Origin of the sequence: Thermocrinis ruber (assembly GCF_000512735.1) — a bacterium.
GTDB classification, from domain to species: domain Bacteria; phylum Aquificota; class Aquificia; order Aquificales; family Aquificaceae; genus Thermocrinis; species Thermocrinis ruber.
On the sequence record NZ_CP007028.1, the window covers coordinates 1129377 to 1148137 of the forward strand.

The following is an 18761-nucleotide window of genomic DNA, read 5'->3' on the forward strand; positions in this document are numbered from 1 at the left end:
CTGTGGCTATGAAAAAGGAGGGGAAAAGAAGGTGGGTAGCCACCCTTGAGATTACATTAGCTTTAGTATGGCTAATTGCTATGGCACTTGCCGGTTTTTTCTTCCCTGGTTTTTTAACCTCCCTTCCAACGTTCAGAATAAAGGAAATTCATATATACGGTGCTAACAGCATTTCTCCTTCTGCCATTTCCTTAAGCGTTTATCAAGTTTCAAAAAACAACTGGCTTTTTTTGGACTCCAAAAGGCTTTTGGCAAAAGCCAACGAATTAACAAACAATTCTCTGGAGAGTGTAAAAATAGAAAGAATACCCTCTTTGGATGGTGCCCGTGTGAATGTTTATGTTCAGGAAAGGGTTCCCATAGCCTATGTGGTCCATGACAACAGCCTTATGATGATAGACAAGCAAGGAGAGCTCTTTTACAACCCAGCTATAGAAAGCAAGCTACCCACCATATACACATTTTCCTTTGACTATGTAAAGAAACATTACACCAATTTAAACAATTTAGTGGAGTCAATTAAAGACATGAGTTTTAGCATTAATGAAGTGTATGTTACCGATAGGAATACCATTATTTATGCATCGGGCGGGAGAATGGTCCTGCCCCCACTTAGCCAGATATCTCCGTTAGTTCTTGATAGGATAAAAAAGATTTATAATAAAATTGGGATGGGGAAAATGGATGTTCTTATAACTTCTGAAAATATGGCGGTGATAAAGGAGGAGAAATAAAGAATGAAGGTTGTAGCTTCCTTAGACCTTGGCACCAGCAAAACCGTGGCCCTCCTTGCGGAGATAGACAGCTATGGGGATATGCACATTATAGGTGTAGGAGAGGTACCAAGCAAGGGTATAGAGAAGGGGCAAATAACACGGCTGGACCTGGCGGTTGCCTCTATACTAAAGGCTATGAAAGAAGCCCAAGAAATGGCTGGTGTCAAGTTAACCTCCGTAAACCTTGGAATATCCTCCCCTGTTCTAAAAAGTCAAAACGAAAGGGACACAATAAATATATCGCCACAGCCGGTAGAGATAGACGAAAGTCAAATAGAAAGGCTTTTAGAAAGGGCTACCACAAGGGCAAAGGAAGAAGGCTATGAAATAGTTAGTGCAATTCCAAGAAAGTTCATACTGGACGACCAGGAGGGAGTTCTAAATCCCGTAGGGCTTTTAGGTTCAAAGCTAACTGCGGAGGTGCACCTTATAAAGGTAGGCACAAGCCTTCTAAAAAACGTTGAAAAAGCTGTCCTCTCAAGTGGTTTGACCATAGCGGATAGATATCCTTCTATCCTTGCCAGTGCTGAAGCAGTTTTATCACAGGAAGAGAAGGAAGAGGGTGTGTTGCTCTTAGACATGGGAGCAGGACTTACGGACTTTATACTGTTTGCGGAAGGCTCCCCCGTGCTAACTGGTACAGTACCTATGGGTGGGAACAGCATAACCAAGGACATAGCCCACTTTATGAAAATAAACATAGAACAAGCGGAGAGGATAAAAATAGAACATGGCTTTGCCTTAGCGGACATGGTCAATGAGTCGGAAAAAATAAAGGTAAAACCAAGGGGAGAGGATAGAGAAATTATGGTAGGGAGAAAGGAAGTTTCTGAGGTTATACAGATAAGATTGGAGGAGATAGCGGACAAGGTTCTTGAACAGATAAACAATCAGGGAATAAATTTGTCCGCAATAAACGCAGGGATTGTTTTAACTGGCGGTTCCTCAAAGCTTGCGGGCATAAAAGAATTTTTCGAAAGATACACGGACCTACCTGTTAGGATAGGTAGTCCAACGGGTGTTATAGGTTTGAGGGAAAGAGTTCAGGATCCTGCTTACGCTACTGCAGTAGGCCTGCTCAAGCTAAAGCCCCAATTGGTGCATGGCTATTCTTTTAACCAGAATCCAGAAAGTTTGGGTAGGGAGGGTAAAGTTAAGCTTGGCTCTCTACTAGAAAAAATAAAATCCTTCTTTAAGGAGGTGCTGTGATGGAAGTAGTAAATCCAACGAGGATAAAGGTCTTTGGAATAGGAGGCGGTGGGTCCAATGCGGTAAATAGAATGTACTTGGATGGTATTGAGGGGGTGGAGCTTTTTGCAATCAATACGGATATACAACATCTTACTTCCCTCTCTGTACCCAACAAAATACAGATAGGAGAGAAGGTCACTCGGGGGTTGGGTGCAGGAGCAAAACCTGAGATAGGAGAGCAAGCAGCTTTGGAGGATATTGACAAGATAAAGGAGGTGCTAAGAAACACGGACATGCTATTTTTGGCGGTGGGCTTGGGTGGTGGAACTGGAACGGGCGCCGCGCCAGTAATCGCAGAAACAGCTAAGGAAATGGGTATTCTTACAGTGGCAGTAGTTACAAAGCCTTTTAACTTTGAGGGACAAAGACGCATGCAAGTCGCCCTGGAGGGTTTAGAAAAGCTGAAAGAGGTAGTTGACACATACATAGTCATAAATAACCAAAAATTGGTGGAGGTGGCAGAAAAGAACTTTAGCATAAAGGATGCCTTTAAGATGGTTGATGATGTACTTTCTAAGGCAGTTAGGGGTATAACCAGCATAGTGGTAACACCAGCTCTGATAAACGTAGATTTTGCGGATGTGCGTACTGTGATGGAGAGGGGAGGGCTAGCCCTTATAGGTATGGGTGAAGGAAGAAAAGATATTGCCATAGAACAAGCTATTGCCAGCCCACTTTTGGAAGGAAACACCGTCGCGGGGGCAAGAAGACTGCTGGTAACCCTCTGGGTAAGCGAGGACGTGCCTTTCAGAGATGTGGAGGAAACCATAAGCAGAATAAGAGAATCTGCTCATGATGATGCACTGATCATATTTGGCGCTGTATTAGAAAAGGATAAAGAAAACTTTATGCGCGTAGCAGTCGTGGCTACAGATTTTGAAAACGCAGTCCAGCAGGCGCAATTCCGCGTTGTCAAGAAGGAACAAAAGCCCCTCCAAAAGGTAGTTCCTGAGTCTACGGTGGAGCCCGTCCAACCTGATATAGAGGAGTTACCCGCTTATCTCCGTAGAAAAAAGAGAATCTAAGATAGCATGGTTTTTAGAAGGATCAATGTTATATGATGGATGGGCAAAATCAAACCTAAGGTGTAGTATAGCTTAGTGTGTTTGTTTATCCACCGGAGTATTATTTGAAAAAGTAAAAAGGCAAACAGAACAGCAAAAACTACATTCATCACTTGCAAAAGGTAAGATTCTCTCTTTTTTTTCTCAGGAACAAAGAGCTTTGATACGGTTAATTCGTAAGTCTTAAACTTGGTAAGATAGTATTTATCGTCCTTTTTAAAAACCAAAGAACCGTCTTTTAAAATCAGTTTATCACCTTTAAACTGAGCCTGTCCTGCGCTTACCGAAAAGTCATCAATTTTGAGAAAAACGCTCTTTAAAAGGTCTCCTTCTCTCTTCTCAATTCTTATAGTTATTCCGCCAAAGGTGTAAAAGCTCTTCTCAGGTATTGTTTTTACAACCTCCGTGTAATACTTATAAACAAGAAGTTTTCTTATGTAAGACACATCCTCTTGCCTTATGAAGTAGCCTACAAGCAAAACAGAAAAAAGCAAAGGAGAAGACACCAAAAAAAGCTTAAAAAATAAAACCTTTGGGTCTATACCAAAGGAAGCCAAAACACTCAATTTTTTAGACTCTTTTAGTTCAAAAATTAGCCAACTGGAGGAAACAAAAAAGGAGGATGGCAAGAAGTAGCTAACAAAATACAAAAACCAAAGACCCAAAAAGGTGAAAGATTCTATGAAGGGAGTTTTAAAAAGAACTTGATCTAATTGAACAAGCTGAATGAATAAAAAGAGAGAAGACAAAACTATGCTTATTAAAAGTGATAACCTTACCACCTTCCAGCTTAGAAAGCTGTACAGCATCAGGGCTTTAATTTTTTCTTTAGTCTCTCTTTTTGTCCCGGCTCACCCCTTTTGCCCTCTTCCAAAAGTTGCCAGGACTTTCTGTAAGCATCCAGTGCTTGGTCTTTTTTGTTTAACTTCATCAGAACATCTCCTATGTGTTCCCATATTACAGGGTCTTCCTTTTCCTTTTCTAGGGCTTTTAGCAAAAGCTCGTATGCCCTCTGGTATTGTCCTTTATAGTAAAGTACCCACGCGTAGCTGTCAATGTATGCAGGATTTTCTGGGTCCTTGTTAAGGGCCTTTAGTATGAGCTCTTCTGCCTCTGATAGCCTTGCATCCTCATACCACAAAAGGAGGGAGTATCCAAGATGGTTATAGAGCTCAGGGTCATCGGGGTTTAGCTTTATGGCTTCCCTTAGGTTCCTTTCGGCATCTACTATCCTTCCCAACTTGTCCAAGATGATAGCTTTCAAAAAGTATCCTCTGTAATCCCTGGGGTTTAGCTCTATTGCCTTATCCACAAAGGGCAAGGCTTCTTCGTTCTTCTCCTGTTCGCTTAGAAGGTTTGCCATAAGCAGATTAAGGTCTGGGTTGTTGGGTTCTAACTCTAAAGCCCTCTTAACCAAAGCCTCAGCCCTCTTGTAGTCCTTCTGGTCCATATAAGCAACTGCGAGCCTTTCCATGATTTTGGGGTTGTTAGGGTGCTGTTCCAATAGCTTTTCATAAACCTTTAAGGCTTGGTCTGTTTTTTTGTTGGCTTCAAGGGCTACGCCGTAAGCAAGGGCTACGTCTAAGTTATCGGGCTCTTGAGAGTAAAGCTCCCTTGCCAGCTCCTCCGCCTCTCTGAAGTCTGAAGTTTTTATTAGAAGGTAAACGTATCTTAGCTTGTAGCCCTTTTCTGGGTAGTAGTCAATGAGTCTTTTATAAACATCCTTAGCGTCCTGAAAGCGTCCGGTTATTGTGTAAAGGTTTGCAAGCCTTTCAAGGGCGGTGCGGTTGGTGGGTTCCTCCTTCAGCACACTCAAATAAAGACTTTCAGCCTTTGAAAACTCCTTTTCACCTTCGTAGATGCTTCCCAAGGTGGTAAAGCCTGCCTCAAAAGTCTTTTTTATTTGCAGGGACTTGTTTAAATACTCTATGGCCTTTTCCTTTTTACCTTCAGTCAGATAAATCCGAGCTAACATATAGTAGGGCAGTGGATTATCAACCGCCAAATTTGCTAACCTTTCCAATACTTCTTTTGCATCCTGTAGGCGGTTTCTCCTTATGTATTCGTCTGCCAAGAAAATCATGATCTCCTTGGAGTTTGGATTAGCTCTGTAGCCCTCCTCCAAAGCTTCCAATGCTCTTTGACGGTCTCCTTTGAGAACATATATGCTGTGAAGCACCAAGTAGGGCTCTTTATCTTGAGGATATTCCCTTTTAAACTTTTCCGCATAAACAAGGGCTTCTTGGAATCGTTTCCGTACCGCCAAAAGCCTTATGGTATCCACATACAAGGTGGGAGTGGGAGCCTTCTGCAGAGCCCTAAGGCAGAAGTTGAGTGCCTCTTGGGGCTTACTCTCTTGCAGATACCTGCAGAAGACATAATCCCTGTATGGATTATAGGCAAAGGCAAAGTATAGAAAAAAAGAGAGAAAAAACAAAAGCTTCATGAGGGCATACCTTTATGGATTAGCACAGGAACTTCCACCCTTCTGAGAACCTGAGAGGATGTGCTACCAAGTAGCACACGCTTGAGACCCGAAAGTCCTCTACTGCCCATTACCAAAAGGTCGTAATCGCCCTCCTTTACAAACTCCAATATGCCATCGACGGTATTACTGTGCTTTTTCACCACAAGCTCTGCCTTCCATCCCTTTTCCTTAGCCCTTTCCAAAAGGGAATTGAGATAATTAATTTTCTCCTCTTCTATCTTTTTGACTAGCCCTTCCGTTAGGGCGTCCACCATAGGCAGTTCTATGGTTTCCTCCACATGCAAAAGGGTCAGCTTTCTATCCTCCTCTGGCGGAATTAAGTTAAGGAAAAATTCAAAGGCAGATTGGGCATGCTTTGAAAGGTCGTGGGCAAGGCATACCTTTTTAAAGCTCTCTGGGGCTTTTCCCTTCAAGACCAAAAGGGGCTTGTGGCAATACCTTGCCACCCTCTCAGAAGTAGAACCTACCAAAATCCTCTCCACCAAGCCCTTGCTGTGGCTTCCCAAGATTATAAGGTCTGCTATATCTTCCTTTGCCAATATAACCTCTGACGGCTCTCCTACATCCACCACCACCTCCACGGACAGTTCCGCTAAGAAATCCCTCAGGGCTTCAAGGCGCCTTTTGGCGGATTCAATGCTTTGGGCTTCTAACTCTGCCAATTTGGAAAGGTCAATGGGACTAATTCCAAAGCTCTCAGGGTATGGAAGGTAGATAAGAGGAGATACCGCGTGCAGCAGGATCACGCTGGCGTTGTGTTTAAGGGCTAAGAATTTGGCTACTTTCAAGAGAGGGTTCGTTATGTCAGTAAAATCCACGGGAACTAAAAATTTCATTTTCACACTCCCAGTTTTAATTTTACCACCTCCCATAGATAAGGAAAGAGGTTTGGAGTGCCCGCCACAACGTCTGTACCGTTGTTTAAACCCTTTGTAAGCTCCGCTATACCTCCAGCTTCTTTCACGATAACCACTCCCGCAACCACGTCCCAAGGGTTCAACTCAAACTCAATAAGCCCGTCAAAAACTCCCTCCGCCAAAAGGCACAGATCTACTGCTGCCGCACCCGGTCTTCTCATAGACCCTACCTTTTCAAAAACCTCCTTAAAGATCTCCCAGTAAAGGTTTAAATCCCTCTTTGCCCTGGAGGGAAAACCATAAGAGACAGACATTCTTCGCATTTCTTCCCTTGTGCTCACCTGGATTCTTTTGCCATCTTTGTAGGCACCAAGCCCCTCTCCCGCATAATAGAGACTGTTAAAGTAAGGGAGATAGACCGCACCCACGACGGGTTTTCCTTCCAACACCAAACCCACCGACACACCAAATATGGGAAAACCACACAAAAAGTTTTTTGTGCCATCCAGGGGGTCTATATACCAGACCGCCTCTCCAAAGGTAGATCCTCCGTCTTCCTCTCCTACCACCGAGTGACTGGGGAAGTGCTTTAGTATGTAATCTCTTATTCTCTCCTCCGCTTTCTTGTCTGCCTCGCTTACCACATCCTTTTCGCCCTTGAAATAAACCTGGTTAGATAGAAGTTTGCGGAAGTACTCCTTTAGCACTAGACCGCCAATCAAAGAAGCTTCCTTTGCCACCTGAAGAAATTTTTCTGAGTTCATCAAAGTAAAATATTATCACACCCATGAAAAGGGTCCTAGTTTGGGGCTTAGGAGTAAGCGGAAGGTCCGCCATTGAACTTTTAAAGAGTAAAGGTATTGAGGTTTATTGGGGTGATGATAAAGACAAGGTGGATTTTAGGGAGTTTTTGGGGGTTGTGGATACGGTGGTTCTATCACCGGGTATTCCCCCAAGCCATCCCCTTTGGATGGAAGCACAAAAAAAGGGCATAGAAGTTATCGGAGAGTTGGAGTTAGCATGGAAGTTCTTTGAGGGAAGGGCAATAGCCATCACGGGCACTGATGGGAAATCCACAACAACCAGGCTAACCTACCTTATGCTGAGCTCTTATTTTGACAACGTGGGAGAGGGTGGAAACATTGGCGTTCCCTTTTCGGATATAGTCTTAAAAAACCCAAAGAGCTTGGCGGTATTAGAGGTTTCTTCCTTTCAGGGTAAAACCTTAAACACCTTCCGCCCTGTGGGTGGAGTCTTTTTGAACTTCTCTCCAGACCACTTAGATTGGCATCCTACCCTAGAAGATTATCTCCATAGTAAATACAACATCTTTGCAAGGCAAACGGAAGAGGATTTTATAGTGCTAAACGAGTTCCAAAAGGAAGTGGCAGAAACACCCACAAGGGCGCAAAAGATTTTTATAGGACAGAGGGATGCCTTCATCAAGGATGGCAAAGCCTACCTTTTTGGGGAACCGCTCTTTGAGTTGGAAAAACTCAAGCTCTTTGGTCTTCATAACGCATACAATCTTCTGTTTGCCTCCGCCATAGCAAAGAGGATGGGGGTGCCCACAGAGAACATCCGGGAGGTTGCCTACACTTTCAGAGGACTTCCCCACCGTTTAGAGTATGTGGGAGAGATAAGGGGTGTAAAGGTTTATAACGACTCTAAGGCTACTACACCTCATGCCCTTCAGTCTGCCTTGGAAAGTATGCCCGATGGCAAGGTTATTCTCATCGCAGGAGGAAAGAATAAGGGATTTAACTTTGAGGAACTCCTACCGCTGGTTAAGAAAAAGACAAAGGCTTGCCTTTTGATAGGAGAGGCAAAGGAGAAAATGGCAAAGGCTTGGAACGAGGGTTATCTCTGCAACGGACTTGAGGATGCGGTAGAAAAGGCCTTTGAGTTGGCAAAGGAAGGGGACATTATCCTCTTTTCGCCCGCCTGTGCATCCTTTGATATGTTTAAGGATTATAAAGAGAGGGGAGAAGCCTTTAAAAGGCTCGTATTGAGCTATGTTGAGGAGTAGTTTACCATAAGATCTCCTTTTGATATGGTATAATAAATACCTTAAAATCACTTTGGAGAGGTGAAAGGATGAAGACTTACAGGGTAAGACCTGAGGATGTGGTCAGAAACTGGTGGCTGATAGATGCAGAAGGCAAAATTCTTGGAAGGCTTGCCAGTGAGGTGGCAAAGCTTTTGAGGGGCAAGCACAAGGTCTATTATCAGCCGGATGTTGATTGTGGAGATTTTGTGGTGATAATAAACGCAGAGAAAATAAGGGTTACTGGCGACAAGCTAGAAAAGAAGATCTACCATTTCCACACCAACTATCCAGGCGGACACAAAGAGAGGACCCTACGGTGGATGTTGGAGAACAAGCCAGAGGAAGTGATAAGGCTTGCGGTTAAGCGTATGCTCCCTAAAAACAAATTGGGGCACAGAATGCTAAAAAGGCTTAAGATAGTGGTAGGACCTAACCATCCCTATCAAGCTCAAAAACCACAGCCCTTGGAGGTTAAAGCATGATAAAGCAGTTAAAGGACTTTAAGATAGGTCCTGACAATGCCTTCTATGGTACCGGCAGGAGAAAGGAAAGCATAGCCCGGGTTTGGTTGGTCAAAGATACAAACAAACAAATAGTTAAGGCGAAGGACAGTGGCAAAGAGTTTGACCTGAGGGAGTATCTTCAGAGGGAGACCCTTTATAGAAAGGTAATGTTCCCTCTAAAGCTAACTGGTTTGGAGGATAAGTTTGGTATATATGCCACCGTTGAGGGTGGAGGTATATCTGGGCAAGCGGAAGCCATAATGTATGGAATCGCCAAAGCCCTTCTGAAATATGACCCAGAGCTCAGACAAACGCTAAAGAAGGCTGGTCTGTTGACACGGGACGCAAGGGAGAAGGAGCGCAAGAAGTATGGCTTGATGAAAGCAAGGAAAGGCTACAGGTGGAGCAAGAGATAATCAAAGTTGCCATATACGGAGCCACCGGATACACCGGTGTAGAGCTTTTAAGACTACTTCAAAACCACCCTAAGGTAAAGGTTTCTGCCCTGATCTCTCAGTCCCAAGCTGGCAAAAGGCTAAGAGATGTCTTCCCTTTCTTTTACGGAGAACTTGGAAACTTAACACTTACAGAGGAACCAAAAGAGGACTATGAAGTAGCCTTTCTGTGCTTGCCCCACGAAGGTTCTTTGGAGTTGGTGCCCAAGCTTTTGGAAGAAGGTAAAAAGGTAATAGACCTCTCCGGTGCCTACAGGTTAAAGGATCCTTCCCTTTATCCCCACTATTATTCCTTTGAGCACAAACATCCAGAGCTTCTGGAAAAGGCAGTCTATGGCCTGCCAGAGATATACAGGGAGAGGATAAAAGGCGCAAGCTTGATCGCCAACCCAGGATGTTATCCTACCTCCGTGCTTTTGGCAATCTATCCACTTCTAAAGGAAGGTATAAAGATAGAAAAAATTGTCATCACCTCCCTTTCGGGTGTGTCTGGTGCAGGAAGAAAACCTGTACAGCATTTTCACTTTCCTGAAATGTTTGGCGACTTTTTTGCTTACTCTTTGGAAAAACACAGACATGTACCAGAGATGGAGGGGGTTATCAAGGACCTTTATGGAATAAATGTACCGTTGAGGTTTTCACCGATAGTTGTGCCTACCTCAAGGGGAATGCTTTCAAGTGTAAGCGTATTCTGCGAGAAGATAGAGCCAAGGGAACTTTACATGGAAACCTACAGAGAGGAACCCTTTGTGAAAGTTGCCTCTGAGCCACCCCACACGAAGTGGGTGGTTGGTACCAATCTTTGCTTTGTTTACCCCTTATGGGACCACCGAGTTGGTTGTTTGCAGGTGGTATCTGTTATTGATAACTTAGGCAAAGGTGCCTCCTCCCAGGCAATCCAGAACTTTAACTTAATGATGGGCTTTGAGGAAACTATTGGCTTGAACCTTAGCCTAAACTTTCCTTGATTAGCGTGTAAGATTAGCTTTGATAATCCCAAATAGAGTAAGAAGTGCGCTTTTAACACTTTCTTTGTCTATAGCGGAGACTGGAATAACGGGAATACCCTCCTCCTCATCTATATCAAGGGCTATTCGGATATCCTCAGGGCTCCAGGCGTTGGGTAGGTCTTGCTTGTTCGCACCAACCACCATAGGAACAGGAAACCTTGATTGAAAGAAGTTTATAATCTTTCTTGCTTCATGGAATGTTGTCGGGTCTGTGCTATCCACCAACACTATAACTCCCAAAGCCCCCTCACCTAAGATTTCCCACATGAAATCAAAACGGAACTGTCCGGGGGTACCAAAAAGATACAGTTCATGTTCATCATCTATGCGAATCTTTCCAAAGTCCATTGCAACAGTTGTATAATCCTTCACCCGCTTTTCGCCTGAATGCTGGACTCTTTTCTCAGTTTTAACAGTTTTAATCTCACTAACTGTGTTTATGAACTGAGTTTTTCCTGCTGCGAAGGGTCCAGCTATAACGACTTTGATCTTCTTTATTTGCTTCATAGCGATTTTATCCTCTCTATTATTTTTGCAAGAAGTTCAAGAGTTATGGATGCTTGTTTTTGTTTAACTTCCTTCTTCTTACGCCTTATCAAACCCAGAGCTAAAAAGGCATACAGTGCTCTGTCTACAAGTAAAGTGTCCTTATTGACCATTTGCCTTATCTGCAGGACCGTCCTTTCGCCATCAATCAAGGAAAGAATATGCTCTTCCATTTGGTTCAGTTTTGCCTTCTGCAAGACTTCTTCCTTACCGGGGACCCTCTCAAAAAGTAACATTTCGTCCGATATTTTCCTTTCAACCTCCTCTGGAGTTAAATTACGCGATGCAAGAACTATAAGCTCCTCTATTGGATACACCACCGGATATTCCCTTCCGTATTTTATGAACCCCGGCATAAAGGAAAAAATGCCCTCCTTCATATTCAGTCGTGAAATTAGGAAGCGCTCTATTGTTTTTGGTAAGCTCTCCGCGTTCATACGCAATTTGCTGAGCAAAAGGTCAAAATCCCTATCTGCGTAAACTCTATAAACCTTATCTATGGGTCTCGCAAAAACAATCTCTCCATCCTTTACATAATAGGCACAGGTTAGGTCTTTCCACTCTACAAAAAGAATTCCACTCTTCCTATCCCTCCCAATTACCTGGAAAATATCCACAAAGTTAAAATTTCTTAGGTCCCCGGTCAGAGCCATAATACTTTAAAAGAGTTGCTTAAGTTTCTCTTGAGCCTTCTTGATCTCCATAAGAAGGAGACCCAGCTTGGCGTTGTTGTCCGCCAGGACCACCATCACCGCATCAGTTCCAACCCCGGTCAGTATAACATACCCGTCGCTACCTTTTATGGTGATTTGCTCTAGGGCTCCCTTAGCCAGCTCCTCAGCCACCCTCTCACCCAATGACAAAATGGCAGCGCTCATAGCTGCTATTCTATCTTCCTCCATACCGGGCTTAAGCACGGAGGATATAGGCAAGCCATCTGCAGATACCAAAGAAGCACCCTCAATCCCTGTGTTTTTAATCAATTCCTGAAGGATCTGTGAATACCTATCCATATTTCCCTCCTTGTTATTATTTGAAAAATAGTGTATCATAAACTAACCCGGTTAGTATAGAAAACATAAACCATCCCGCAGAGTATGCAAAAACCACCTTTCTGGGAAGAAATGAAAAAAGGGCAAAGATAGTGGGCAAACAAACACCACTACTACCAAGCATAAAGGTTATCGCCTGACCGGTGGTAAAACCCACATCCACCATTGCCCTTCCTAAAACCACATCCTCACCGGAGCATACATATATAGGCACTGCCACTAAAGAGATAAGAGGATAAGCTAAGGGCGTTTTGGAAAGGCTGGCAGTGAGCCATGTAGGAGTAAAGGTTTTTATCAGAGACGCTATTGCAATGCCAATGAGTAGATACTTTACCACCGGCAACTGCTCCCTTAAACCTTCTAGAAAGGCGGACCTTTTGGAAGAGCTATCTCTTATTTTCATCTGAAGGGTAGGCGGTTTTTTAAAGAAGTATTCAACCGCATAAGCTACCAGCAACGCGTAAGCCAAAGAACCCACAAGCCTATAGATGGATACATCCAACCCAAAGAGTCCATAGGTCAATAGCAGAATCACAGGAGACAGAGTAGGTGCAGTTATCAAGAAGGCCAAAACGGGACCATAGCCTTTAGAGTAGCTGTTGATAAAGTTAGCAAAGGGTAGCATGGAGCAGGAACACATAGGTGAAACTGCACCCAAAAGGGCTGTAAATATAGGTGCGGAACGCCTTTTGGAAAGGAACTTTAGGAAAAGGGAGGGTTTAACCATTGCCTTTAGGAACGCACTAACAAACATGGCTAGCACAAAGAAGGGAACTATTTCCACAAGATAGGAATAAAAGTTCTTAAAAAATTCCATAGTCCTAGATATTAATTTACCGCCTCAGGGAGTTTATGACCACGCTCAAGGAAGAAAGGGCCATAAGCAATCCCGCAAACTCCGGCTTTATAAACAGGTGAGGATAAAAAACTCCGCCCGCAATGGGTATAGCCAAAATGTTGTAGCCAAAAGCCCACAGGAGGTTCTGCTTTATTCTTCTCCTTATCCATTGGGAGAGTTCAAAAAACTCCTTAAGTCCCGCCAAGCCTGAGTTTAGGATCACATCGGTGGAAAACTTTGCCACATCGGTGCCAGAACCCATGGCAAAGGATAGGTCCGCCTTTGCGAGCACGGGTGCATCGTTTGTCCCGTCTCCAACCATTGCAACCCTATAGCCCTTAGCCTGCAACTCCTCCAAAATTTCCAGCTTTCCCTGTGGATCCCTTTTGGCAAACCATTTTTCAATGTTTAACTGCTCTGCCACTCTCTTTACCCTCTCCTCATCGTCCCCGCTTACCAAAATAACCTTAATCCCCACCCTTTTGAAGTATTCCAGCACCTCTTTGGCAGATTCTTTTATGGATTCCTCAAAGTAAAACTCTGCCAAGACTTTGCCGTCCTGTACCAACACCGTTTGACCATTTTTGCCCTTTCCCAACATGTAGCCCTCGCAAAAGACACCCACGCCCACCTCTTCCCTACAGTCTTTTAGTGAAATCTGTTTTGCCCCAAGGCTTTGGCAGTATTCCCTTATGGCAACAGAATATGGATGGTTAGACTTTAGAGAAAGGCTGTAGGCAATGTCCAAGTAATCTCCGTAGGAACGCACCTCTTTTACTTTGGGCTTTCCTTCCGTTAATGTGCCCGTTTTATCCATAAGCAGAATATCAACCTTCTTTTCAAAGGCTTCCGGATTTTTAACGAGCACACCCCTTTGGTAAGCCCTTATCAATCCCACCATTATGGCTAAGGGCACCGCTATGCCAAAGGCACAGGGACAGGATATCACCATAACAGCCAGAGAGAAGGTAATAGCCTTTTGGATGTCCCCCGTTCTGAAAAACCAAAGCAGGAAAACCGAAAAAGACAGGGCTATAACAAACTGCACAAAGTAGTGGGATACTCTGTCTGCAAGGCGTTGAACTTTCGGCTTTTTAACAAGGGCAGATTCCACTAACTTTATAAGCAAAGATACATAGCTTTTGGTAAAGGACTTTTCCACCTTGGCTATTCCGTACCCGTTCAGTACCACGCTTCCCGAAAGCAAAAGGTCCCCTTCCTCCTTAAGAACGGGCAAGCTTTCCCCTGTAAGCATGGACTCATCCGCCACCACCTTTCCCTCCACAAGCCTGCAATCTAAAGGAACCATATCCCCAGTCCTAAGTACAATCTTGTCTCCTATGAAAACTTCATACACTCCCTTTTCCTCCTCTTTGCCTTCCTTTAAGACTTTTACCCTTAAACTCTGAAGACCGAACATCCTCCTCAGGCTCTCGGTTGCCTTTCTCTTTGCCCTCTCCTCCAAAAATTTACCCGTTCTAACAAAGGTGATGAGGAAGAGGGAAGTTTCAAAAAGCGGTTCCTCAGGAATGAGCTTAAACAGTGCCAGGTAGCTGTAAAGCAGGGCGGAGGTGCTACCCAAAGCTACAAGAAGGTCCATATTCCCGGTGCGTGCTTTAAGGGAGTAATAGGCTGACCTGTAAAATTTAAAACCACCCACTAACTGCACAAGGGTTGCCAAAAGGGCTTGCAAATAAACACTCCAAGGGTTATTCCAAAACATAGAAAGCATAACAGCTGCACCAGACAGCCAGCAAAAGGCTAGTATGTAAGGTTCATACTGTTTAACCTCCTCCCTTTCTACTGTGTAGCCCAAAGACTCTATGGTTTCCTTTATATTTTCCAAACTCAAAAGCTCCTCGTTAAATTCTACCCATACCCTTCCCAACTCAAAGGATACTTTTACATCAGAAACTCCGTGAAGTTTTTTAAGGGTTAGTTCTATTGCCCTGGCGCAGTTGGCACAGGTCATACCAGATACTTTTAAACTGACCTTCATAGGTTTGTATTCTAAGCGTGAGCTTGTGTTAATTCAATCCTTTAAATGTAATGATAAAATAAAGAAAAATGCTCAGCAGAGAAGAAAAGGATAAAGAAGCAATCCTTAAGTATCTACCATTGGTAAAGTCTATAGCCTACAGAATATACAAACATCTGCCCGACGCGGTAGATTTAAACGACCTTATAGGTTATGGCATACTGGCGGTGGTGGAAGCCCTGCCAAAATTGGATGAAAGCAAAAACCCGGAAGCCTACCTCAGACTACGTATCAAAGGTGCCATGTATGATTATCTTCGGAGCCTTGACTTTGGCAGTAAGTCTCTAAGAAAAAGAGAGAGGGAAATAAAAGCAAAGCTTGAAGAACTTACAAATCAATTGGGAAGGGAACCCACCGACGAAGAACTCATTAAAGCCCTCGGCTACAAACCGGATGAATTTTACTCGGACCTTCAGAAAATCTCCGCTTCCTATCTTCTTTCCTTGGATGACCTTTTCAGAGAAGGAAGAAGTTACGAAGAGGTTGTTTCTTCCTCAGTGGAAGAGAACCCGGAAGAGAAAGTAATAAAACAAGACCTGAGAGAAAAAATTCTCAAGGCCATAGAGGATTTAGACCACAGGGAAAAGTTGGTTCTACAACTCATCTTTTATGAAGAGATCCCAGCCAAAGAAGTAGCAAAGCTACTTAAAGTTTCCACCGCAAGGGTCTCACAGATAAAGGAAAGTGCCCTGAGTAAGTTAAGAGAAAAACTAAAGGATATGGTATAATAGTAGCACTATGGCTAAGGTGAAGATGAAATCAAACAGGTCTGCAAAGAAAAGGTTTAAGATAACCGCCACTGGAAAGATAAAGAGGTGGAAGGCGGGCGGAGCCCACTACAACACTAAAAAATCCAAAAAGAGAAAGAGGGCTCTGAGAAAGCCAGACCTTGTCCACCCGAGCTGGGAAGACAAGGTAAGGGGAATGTTGAAGGAGTTTTAAACTTTAGCCAAACAGTTCCCTCCAGAGCCCCTTAGCCCACTCTTCATACCTCTTTGCGGTTATTTCTTTCCTCCTTTCCTTATAACCGCCCAGAGCCAATTGCAACTTCGCCCTTTCTACTAACAGTGAATGACTTGTTTCACGTATTTACTCACCTCCATAACAACACATCTATCCACAAGTTCCCTTGCCTTTGCAATGCTACCGTAGGCTTCCCTTAACTCTCTTCTGTAAGTTTCAAAGAACCGATTGAACTGATCCACTCCCAAAATGCCAATGGCGTAGAATTTGCCACCTTCTTCCTGTATAACCACTGATGCCAGAGGAACTTCCGGTGGTCCATCAATAACCTTTCCCCCTTCCTTTGGGTCGTAAAGTCCCAAGTGGGCACAGCATTGTATTACACCAGATTTCTTTGTAATCTCGGAAGGTTTGTCCGGAGGATAGTAGTTTATAAAGGAGTACTGCTTCGTGGGATAGCTCCATTGGTGGGCACAGATGGCGGAGTATGCCACTATGCTCTTTTTGCTTCCTACTCCACCTTGCCATTTGTAAGTTTTGCCATCCTTTAGCTTAACATCCACTGGTTTTACCTCTTCCCCGAGGTTTATCAAATAGCAAGGCGTGCTTGCGTAGGGGTAAAAGAATATGTAGGCATTGTGAGGCTTAAGGTCTTCCTCCCTGAGAGGAGAACCATCCTCCTTTACAAGCAAGGCCTTTTTGTATGCTTTAAACATTCCCTCCTGTGCGGAGAGCATATTGGAAAACACAGAAGGGTCTATCATAGATGCTACAGCAACCGTACTACACACCTTTAAAAAATCTCTTCTGTCCATATCTAAAACCTCCAATGTGTAGTGTAAACGCCCCCAGAGGGGGCCTTACCACATTATGCGAACATATCTCTGTATATAGCCTTTGCCCACTCGTAGGTAGCGTCCGCCAACGCCTTTGAACGCTCGTTGATAACCTTTGGTTTGGGTTCGATCTTTCCGTCCTTTAGCTCGTATGTAACGCTTATGACTATTGCCTCTTGAGGATCGCCGTTTACCATAGAGTAGCACGTGTTGTCGGGAAGGGTGGGCTTGTACTCCTTGCCCTTGATCCTTGAAGCTATGATCTTGGCTACGATCTTACCTTGGGAGTTTGCCATGTGTCCGCTCTTGGGATAAGGAACGCCACCGATGACATCTCCCACCAAGAATACATTGGGGTCCGCCTTTGCTTGGAAGGTGATGGGGTCTTGATCTGCCCATCCGGTAGGCTTGCCGTCTTTGTCCTTTGCTATGAGGTCTGCCATCCACACTAAATCACCCGCTTGATGGGGTGGAACCAAGTTAGCATCTGCAAACTTGAAGTCTCCTGCGGTGGTCTTTATGATTTTCTTTACAGGGTCTACTTCTTTTATGACCGCATTTGGCACATACTCTACTATGCCGAGGTAGAGTTGCTCATAAGCTGCCCTAAAGCCCGGACCTTTGGGTGCTATGTCTCCCTTGGGATCAAGAATAATCACCCTTCCTTTTACCTTGTTCTTTTTAAAGACATAGGCGATCATTGCTGCCCTCTCGTAGGGTGCTGGTGGGCATCTGTATGCACCAGGAGGAACTGTAATTACAAAATCACCTTCTTCAAACTCCCAGATTTTCCTCTTTAGTGCAAGATGTTCAGAACCGGGTATGTAGGCAGGTGGGTAATGCACCCTTGCATACTCAGCCATCTGCTTGTCATCCTTGAACCATGCGGAGTAGTTGTATCTTATACCCGGCGCCAGTACCAAGTAGTTGTATTCAATGTAGCCCTGAGGGGTATAAACTCTCTTCTTGTCCCTTTCTATTCCTAATACAGTCGCATTGATGAACTTGTAGCCATACTTGGCGGCGGGTTGATTGTAATCGTGGGATAGGAAATCAAGGGAAACCAAGTCTGCAAGCCATTCGTTAGATATGGGGCAGGAGAAGAAGTTAGGTCTTTTTTCAATTAGGACCACTTCAATGTTGGGGTCTTCCTTTTTGAGGTATTTGGCTACTGTTAAACCTGCCCATCCTCCACCGCATACTACCACCCTGTTTCCTTTGGGTGGCGGAAGCATGGCTCCCATCTTACCCACCTTTTCGGCAGCGGCAAAGGAAGACTTTGAAGGCAATGCAGACACAAGGGCACCTACACCTGCAAGCTTAAAAAGGTCCCTCCTGCTTACACTCATATTACCACCTCCTTTATTGACTATTTCTTTTCTTAGTTTAGCTTTGAATTTTCAACCTTGCAATAATAAATACTTAAAAATCTATTAAGCTCCGTTATATAAGCCCTTTAAAATATCTGAATATTTTTATTTGCTACCACAAACGTAACAAACACCCTCCTGGGTTCTTGCCCAGTGGCGGGTGCCAGCCTTTATTTCCAGGCGGTCTCCCTCCTTCAGCTCAAAAATTCCTTCTTCTGTGCCGATCACGATGGAACCTTTATAAACCACCCTTATTTCATCCTCTGGGTGTGTGTGCCAGTCATAGAAAGTTCCCGGTGGGTCGCACCAGGTGTAGAGATTTTTATAGCCTTCCTTTCTTAGCTCCTCCATTATGGCTTTTGGGTCCAGCATAGTTTAAATTTTAACCAATGAGGGGTAAGGATTTTTTAGCCCTTACCGTGGGCTTTAATATTTTGGGTGGTGTTTTGGCGGGTCTGCTGGTGGGTTATGCCTTTGACATCTGGCTGATGGAGGGTCTCTTTGGGAAGAAAACCTTTCCCTTTGGACTCTTTTTCTTTTTCTTTGTTGGTGTGATCGCTGGCTTTAGAAACGCCTTTAGAGACTTAAAAAGGTTGTGAGTAGACTTTGGGTATGTCGTAAAGCAGAATGTATATTTTTTTTAAGAAAGATTATAATTTATTTG

At 44.0% G+C, this 18761-nt stretch carries 22 protein-coding genes; 10 read left to right on the top strand and 12 right to left on the bottom strand.

Annotation, left to right across the window (positions count from 1 at the left end):
* Positions 1 to 2 precede the first annotated feature (2 nt).
* Genes THERU_RS06055 through ftsZ form a run of 3 tightly spaced genes read left to right on the top strand, consistent with a single transcriptional unit; the run spans position 3 to position 3052 of the window.
* The gene (locus THERU_RS06055; protein ID WP_169727098.1) at positions 3 to 734 is read left to right on the top strand and encodes a cell division protein FtsQ/DivIB; all 732 of its coding nucleotides are present in this window, start codon (positions 3 to 5) and stop codon (positions 732 to 734) included.
* 3 nt (positions 735 to 737) lie between these two features.
* Entirely contained in the window at positions 738 to 1985 is a 1248-nt protein-coding gene (gene ftsA / locus THERU_RS06060) for a cell division protein FtsA (protein ID WP_025306386.1), read from the top strand.
* A complete protein-coding gene (gene ftsZ / locus THERU_RS06065) occupies positions 1985 to 3052 on the top strand; it encodes a cell division protein FtsZ (protein WP_025306387.1) in 1068 nt (355 codons plus the stop codon). Before ftsA ends, ftsZ begins: the two co-directional genes overlap by 1 nt.
* On the opposite strand, the gene THERU_RS06070 is transcribed toward ftsZ, so the two are convergent.
* From THERU_RS06070 to THERU_RS06085, 4 genes are read right to left on the bottom strand one after another with little or no spacing between them, the layout of a single operon-like run.
* Positions 3049 to 3900 carry an LptF/LptG family permease gene (locus THERU_RS06070; RefSeq protein ID WP_025306388.1) on the bottom strand — a complete coding sequence of 284 codons (852 nt, stop codon included), beginning with the start codon at positions 3898 to 3900 and terminating at the stop codon, positions 3049 to 3051. The genes ftsZ and THERU_RS06070 overlap by 4 nt on opposite strands.
* A complete protein-coding gene (locus THERU_RS06075; protein ID WP_025306389.1) occupies positions 3900 to 5537 on the bottom strand; it encodes a tetratricopeptide repeat protein in 1638 nt (545 codons plus the stop codon). The genes THERU_RS06070 and THERU_RS06075 overlap by 1 nt, the downstream gene beginning before the upstream one ends.
* Complete coding sequence (locus THERU_RS06080) at positions 5534 to 6415, bottom strand: universal stress protein (protein WP_025306390.1); 882 nt, start codon at positions 6413 to 6415, stop codon at positions 5534 to 5536. The genes THERU_RS06075 and THERU_RS06080 overlap by 4 nt, the downstream gene beginning before the upstream one ends.
* 2 nt (positions 6416 to 6417) lie before the next feature.
* Entirely contained in the window at positions 6418 to 7200 is a 783-nt protein-coding gene (locus THERU_RS06085) for an inositol monophosphatase family protein (protein ID WP_245565807.1), read from the bottom strand.
* A 23-nt stretch (positions 7201 to 7223) separates the two neighbouring features.
* Here THERU_RS06085 and murD point away from each other — a divergent pair, with 23 nt between their 5' ends.
* The 4 genes from murD (at position 7224) to argC (ending at position 10412) form a co-directional block, all read left to right on the top strand.
* Positions 7224 to 8465 (top strand): UDP-N-acetylmuramoyl-L-alanine--D-glutamate ligase, encoded by a 1242-nt coding sequence (gene murD / locus THERU_RS06090; RefSeq protein ID WP_025306392.1) that lies wholly within the window; start codon positions 7224 to 7226, stop codon positions 8463 to 8465.
* Between the two features lie 68 nt (positions 8466 to 8533).
* Positions 8534 to 8968 carry a 50S ribosomal protein L13 gene (gene rplM, locus THERU_RS06095; protein ID WP_025306393.1) on the top strand — a complete coding sequence of 145 codons (435 nt, stop codon included), beginning with the start codon at positions 8534 to 8536 and terminating at the stop codon, positions 8966 to 8968.
* Positions 8965 to 9405, top strand: a complete 441-nt coding sequence (gene rpsI, locus THERU_RS06100) for a 30S ribosomal protein S9 (RefSeq protein WP_025306394.1) — start codon at positions 8965 to 8967, stop codon at positions 9403 to 9405. The genes rplM and rpsI overlap by 4 nt, the downstream gene beginning before the upstream one ends.
* Entirely contained in the window at positions 9390 to 10412 is a 1023-nt protein-coding gene (gene argC / locus THERU_RS06105) for an N-acetyl-gamma-glutamyl-phosphate reductase (RefSeq protein WP_025306395.1), read from the top strand. Before rpsI ends, argC begins: the two co-directional genes overlap by 16 nt.
* On the opposite strand, the gene THERU_RS06110 is transcribed toward argC, so the two are convergent.
* From THERU_RS06110 to THERU_RS06130, 5 genes are read right to left on the bottom strand one after another with little or no spacing between them, the layout of a single operon-like run.
* Positions 10413 to 10961 carry a GTP-binding protein gene (locus tag THERU_RS06110; protein WP_025306396.1) on the bottom strand — a complete coding sequence of 183 codons (549 nt, stop codon included), beginning with the start codon at positions 10959 to 10961 and terminating at the stop codon, positions 10413 to 10415.
* On the bottom strand, positions 10958 to 11653 hold the full coding sequence (locus THERU_RS06115; protein WP_025306397.1) for a DUF4388 domain-containing protein: 696 nt from the start codon (positions 11651 to 11653) through the stop codon (positions 10958 to 10960). Before THERU_RS06115 ends, THERU_RS06110 begins: the two co-directional genes overlap by 4 nt.
* Positions 11654 to 11659: 6 nt before the next feature.
* On the bottom strand, positions 11660 to 12013 hold the full coding sequence (locus THERU_RS06120) for a roadblock/LC7 domain-containing protein (protein WP_025306398.1): 354 nt from the start codon (positions 12011 to 12013) through the stop codon (positions 11660 to 11662).
* A gap of 16 nt (positions 12014 to 12029) precedes the next feature.
* Positions 12030 to 12869: a permease gene (locus THERU_RS06125; protein ID WP_025306399.1), complete on the bottom strand. Its 840-nt coding sequence runs from the start codon at positions 12867 to 12869 to the stop codon at positions 12030 to 12032.
* Between the two features lie 16 nt (positions 12870 to 12885).
* The gene (locus tag THERU_RS06130) at positions 12886 to 14889 is read right to left on the bottom strand and encodes a heavy metal translocating P-type ATPase (protein WP_025306400.1); all 2004 of its coding nucleotides are present in this window, start codon (positions 14887 to 14889) and stop codon (positions 12886 to 12888) included.
* 68 nt (positions 14890 to 14957) lie between these two features.
* On the opposite strand from THERU_RS06130, the gene THERU_RS06135 reads away from it, so the two are divergent.
* Positions 14958 to 15656, top strand: a complete 699-nt coding sequence (locus THERU_RS06135; RefSeq protein WP_025306401.1) for a FliA/WhiG family RNA polymerase sigma factor — start codon at positions 14958 to 14960, stop codon at positions 15654 to 15656.
* 10 nt (positions 15657 to 15666) lie between these two features.
* Positions 15667 to 15870 carry a 50S ribosomal protein L35 gene (gene rpmI, locus THERU_RS06140; RefSeq protein WP_025306402.1) on the top strand — a complete coding sequence of 68 codons (204 nt, stop codon included), beginning with the start codon at positions 15667 to 15669 and terminating at the stop codon, positions 15868 to 15870.
* A gap of 119 nt (positions 15871 to 15989) precedes the next feature.
* On the opposite strand, the gene THERU_RS06145 is transcribed toward rpmI, so the two are convergent.
* The 3 genes from THERU_RS06145 to THERU_RS06155 all read right to left on the bottom strand — a co-directional run bounded on the left by THERU_RS06145 (position 15990) and on the right by THERU_RS06155 (position 18469).
* A complete protein-coding gene (locus THERU_RS06145; protein WP_025306403.1) occupies positions 15990 to 16706 on the bottom strand; it encodes a Rieske (2Fe-2S) protein in 717 nt (238 codons plus the stop codon).
* Positions 16707 to 16759: 53 nt separating this feature from the next.
* A complete protein-coding gene (locus tag THERU_RS06150) occupies positions 16760 to 18076 on the bottom strand; it encodes an FAD-dependent oxidoreductase (protein WP_025306404.1) in 1317 nt (438 codons plus the stop codon).
* Positions 18077 to 18202: 126 nt separating this feature from the next.
* On the bottom strand, positions 18203 to 18469 hold the full coding sequence (locus THERU_RS06155) for a cupin domain-containing protein (RefSeq protein ID WP_025306405.1): 267 nt from the start codon (positions 18467 to 18469) through the stop codon (positions 18203 to 18205).
* Positions 18470 to 18486: 17 nt separating this feature from the next.
* Here THERU_RS06155 and THERU_RS06160 point away from each other — a divergent pair, with 17 nt between their 5' ends.
* On the top strand, positions 18487 to 18696 hold the full coding sequence (locus tag THERU_RS06160; RefSeq protein WP_025306406.1) for an AtpZ/AtpI family protein: 210 nt from the start codon (positions 18487 to 18489) through the stop codon (positions 18694 to 18696).
* The last annotated feature ends 65 nt before the right edge of the window (positions 18697 to 18761 follow it).

What these genes read in the sequence shown, in the direction of transcription:
- ftsA (WP_025306386.1), top strand. Translation starts at nt 738, where the DNA reads ATGAAGGTTGTAGCTTCCTTAGACCTTGGCACCAGCAAAACCGTGGCC.
- ftsZ (WP_025306387.1), top strand. Translation starts at nt 1,985, where the DNA reads ATGGAAGTAGTAAATCCAACGAGGATAAAGGTCTTTGGAATAGGAGGC.
- THERU_RS06070 (WP_025306388.1), bottom strand. Translation starts at nt 3,900, where the DNA reads ATGCTGTACAGCTTTCTAAGCTGGAAGGTGGTAAGGTTATCACTTTTA.
- THERU_RS06075 (WP_025306389.1), bottom strand. Translation starts at nt 5,537, where the DNA reads ATGAAGCTTTTGTTTTTTCTCTCTTTTTTTCTATACTTTGCCTTTGCC.
- THERU_RS06080 (WP_025306390.1), bottom strand. Translation starts at nt 6,415, where the DNA reads ATGAAATTTTTAGTTCCCGTGGATTTTACTGACATAACGAACCCTCTC.
- THERU_RS06085 (WP_245565807.1), bottom strand. Translation starts at nt 7,200, where the DNA reads ATGAACTCAGAAAAATTTCTTCAGGTGGCAAAGGAAGCTTCTTTGATT.
- murD (WP_025306392.1), top strand. Translation starts at nt 7,224, where the DNA reads ATGAAAAGGGTCCTAGTTTGGGGCTTAGGAGTAAGCGGAAGGTCCGCC.
- rplM (WP_025306393.1), top strand. Translation starts at nt 8,534, where the DNA reads ATGAAGACTTACAGGGTAAGACCTGAGGATGTGGTCAGAAACTGGTGG.
- rpsI (WP_025306394.1), top strand. Translation starts at nt 8,965, where the DNA reads ATGATAAAGCAGTTAAAGGACTTTAAGATAGGTCCTGACAATGCCTTC.
- THERU_RS06110 (WP_025306396.1), bottom strand. Translation starts at nt 10,961, where the DNA reads ATGAAGCAAATAAAGAAGATCAAAGTCGTTATAGCTGGACCCTTCGCA.
- THERU_RS06115 (WP_025306397.1), bottom strand. Translation starts at nt 11,653, where the DNA reads ATGGCTCTGACCGGGGACCTAAGAAATTTTAACTTTGTGGATATTTTC.
- THERU_RS06120 (WP_025306398.1), bottom strand. Translation starts at nt 12,013, where the DNA reads ATGGATAGGTATTCACAGATCCTTCAGGAATTGATTAAAAACACAGGG.
- THERU_RS06125 (WP_025306399.1), bottom strand. Translation starts at nt 12,869, where the DNA reads ATGGAATTTTTTAAGAACTTTTATTCCTATCTTGTGGAAATAGTTCCC.
- THERU_RS06130 (WP_025306400.1), bottom strand. Translation starts at nt 14,889, where the DNA reads ATGAAGGTCAGTTTAAAAGTATCTGGTATGACCTGTGCCAACTGCGCC.
- THERU_RS06135 (WP_025306401.1), top strand. Translation starts at nt 14,958, where the DNA reads ATGCTCAGCAGAGAAGAAAAGGATAAAGAAGCAATCCTTAAGTATCTA.
- rpmI (WP_025306402.1), top strand. Translation starts at nt 15,667, where the DNA reads ATGGCTAAGGTGAAGATGAAATCAAACAGGTCTGCAAAGAAAAGGTTT.
- THERU_RS06145 (WP_025306403.1), bottom strand. Translation starts at nt 16,706, where the DNA reads ATGGACAGAAGAGATTTTTTAAAGGTGTGTAGTACGGTTGCTGTAGCA.
- THERU_RS06150 (WP_025306404.1), bottom strand. Translation starts at nt 18,076, where the DNA reads ATGAGTGTAAGCAGGAGGGACCTTTTTAAGCTTGCAGGTGTAGGTGCC.
- THERU_RS06155 (WP_025306405.1), bottom strand. Translation starts at nt 18,469, where the DNA reads ATGCTGGACCCAAAAGCCATAATGGAGGAGCTAAGAAAGGAAGGCTAT.
- THERU_RS06160 (WP_025306406.1), top strand. Translation starts at nt 18,487, where the DNA reads ATGAGGGGTAAGGATTTTTTAGCCCTTACCGTGGGCTTTAATATTTTG.